Annotated in this window: 1 rRNA gene; it reads left to right on the top strand. The window is 51.4% G+C overall.

Annotated features, from left to right (window positions below):
* Positions 1-2599 (top strand): 23S ribosomal RNA (locus tag AC4FRL_RS11610); the annotation flags it as partial.
* Positions 2600-2606 lie beyond the last annotated feature (7 nt).

Below are 2606 nucleotides of genomic sequence, written 5' to 3' on the forward strand. Positions count from 1 at the left end.
AAAGTGGAGGCTATTGTAACTGAAGAGAACTGGAAAGTTCCACCGTAGAAGGTAATAGTCCTGTAAGTGAAACGAGAAGACCATAAGTTATGATCCAGAGTACCACGAGACACGTGAAACCTTGTGGGAAGCAGGGAGGACCACCTCCCAAGGCTAAATACTACCTGATGACCGATAGTGAAGCAGTACCGTGAGGGAAAGGTGAAAAGAACCCCGGGAGGGGAGTGAAATAGAACCTGAAACCGTGTGCCTACAACCGCTCAGAGCCCCTTATGAGGGTGATGAGGTGCTTTTTGTAGAACGAGCCAACGAGTTACGGTATGTAGCAAGGTTAAGTACTTAAGGTACGGAGCCGAAGGGAAACCGAGTCTGAATAGGGCGACTAGTTGCATGCCGTAGACCCGAAACCGGGTGACCTATCCATGGCCAGGTTGAAGCGAGGGTAAAACCTCGTGGAGGACCGAACCACGTTGCTGTTGAAAAAGCATGGGATGAGCTGTGGATAGCGGAGAAATTCCAATCGAACCCGGAGATAGCTGGTTCTCTCCGAAATAGCTTTAGGGCTAGCGTCGAGTATGAGTAGTGGAGGTAGAGCACTGAATGGGCTAGGGGGCATAGCGCTTACCGAACCTTATCAAACTCCGAATGCCACATACTTTGAGCTCGGCAGTCAGACTACGAATGATAAGATCCGTGGTCAAAAGGGAAACAGCCCAGATCGTCAGCTAAGGTCCCAAAGTGTAAGTTAAGTGGGAAAGGATGTGAGATTTCTAAGACAACTAGGATGTTGGCTTAGAAGCAGCCATTCATTAAAAGAGTGCGTAATAGCTCACTAGTCGAGAGATCTTGCGCCGAAAATGTAACGGGGCTAAACTTACCACCGAAGCTACGGGCTTGAACGAATGTTCAAGCGGTAGGAGAGCGTCGTAACCGGGCTGAAGTCGTACCGTAAGGAGCGGTGGACTGGTTACGAGTGAGAATGTTGGCATCAGTAGCGAGATGTGGGTGAGAATCCCACAGGCCGAAAACCTAAGGTTTCCTCAGGAAGGTTCGTCCGCTGAGGGTTAGTCGGGACCTAAGCCGAGGCCGAAAGGCGTAGGTGATGGACAACTGGTTGATATTCCAGTACCACTACCATCGTTAATATCGATGGCATGACGCAGGAGGATAGTGTGTGCTAGCTATTGGATGCTAGTCTAAGCGTTTAGGCAGTGAAAGTAGGCAAATCCGCTTTCATAATGCTGAGGCGTGATGGGGAAGGTTCTACGGAACCGAAGTACATGATTCCACGCTGCCAAGAAAAGTGTCTAGAGAGAGAAGTAGTGCCCGTACCGCAAACCGACACAGGTAGGTGAGGAGAGAATCCTAAGGCCGGCGGAAGAATTACAGTTAAGGAACTCGGCAAATTGACCCCGTAAGTTCGCGAGAAGGGGTGCCTACGAGAGTAGGCCGCAGAGAATAGGCCCAAGCAACTGTTTAGCAAAAACACAGGTCTCTGCTAAAGCGTAAGCTGATGTATAGGGGCTGACGCCTGCCCGGTGCTGGAAGGTTAAGGGGAACACTTAGCGCAAGCGAAGGTGTGAACTTAAGCCCCAGTAAACGGCGGCCGTAACTATAACGGTCCTAAGGTAGCGAAATTCCTTGTCAGGTAAGTTCTGACCCGCACGAATGGCGTAATGACTTGGGCACTGTCTCAACTGTAAATCCGGCGAAGTTGTAGTGCGAGTGAAGATGCTCGCTACCCGCGATTGGACGGAAAGACCCCGTAGAGCTTTACTGTAGCTTAGCATTGAGTTTTGGTATTGTCTGTACAGGATAGGTGGGAGACTAGGAAACCAGGGCGTCAGCCTTGGTGGAGTCAACCTTGGGATACCACCCTGATAGTACTGAAATTCTAACTGGCGGCCATGAATCTGGTCACAGGACATTGTTAGGTGGGCAGTTTGACTGGGGCGGTCGCCTCCTAAAAAGTAACGGAGGCGCCCAAAGGTTCCCTCAGAACGGTCGGAAATCGTTCGAAGAGTGCAAAGGCAGAAGGGAGCCTGACTGCGACACCCACAAGTGGAGCAGGGACGAAAGTCGGGCTTAGTGATCCGGTGGTACCTCGTGGGAGGGCCATCGCTCAACGGATAAAAGCTACCTCGGGGATAACAGGCTGATCTCCCCCAAGAGTCCACATCGACGGGGAGGTTTGGCACCTCGATGTCGGCTCGTCGCATCCTGGGGCTGAAGTAGGTCCCAAGGGTTGGGCTGTTCGCCCATTAAAGCGGCACGCGAGCTGGGTTCAGAACGTCGTGAGACAGTTCGGTCCCTATCCGTCGCGGGCGTAGGAAATTTGAGAGGAGCTGTCCTTAGTACGAGAGGACCGGGATGGACTGACCTCTGGTGCACCAGTTGTTCCGCCAGGAGCACAGCTGGGTAGCTAAGTCGGGAATGGATAAACGCTGAAAGCATCTAAGCGTGAAGCCAACCTCAAGATGAGATTTCCCATAGCGTAAGCTAGTAAGATCCCTTGAAGAACACAAGGTTGATAGGTCGGAGGTGTAAGCATGGTAACATGTTCAGCTGACCGATACTAATAGATCGAGGGCTTGACCAAATATAGT

Source organism: Clostridium sp. TJA032 (assembly GCF_058310275.1).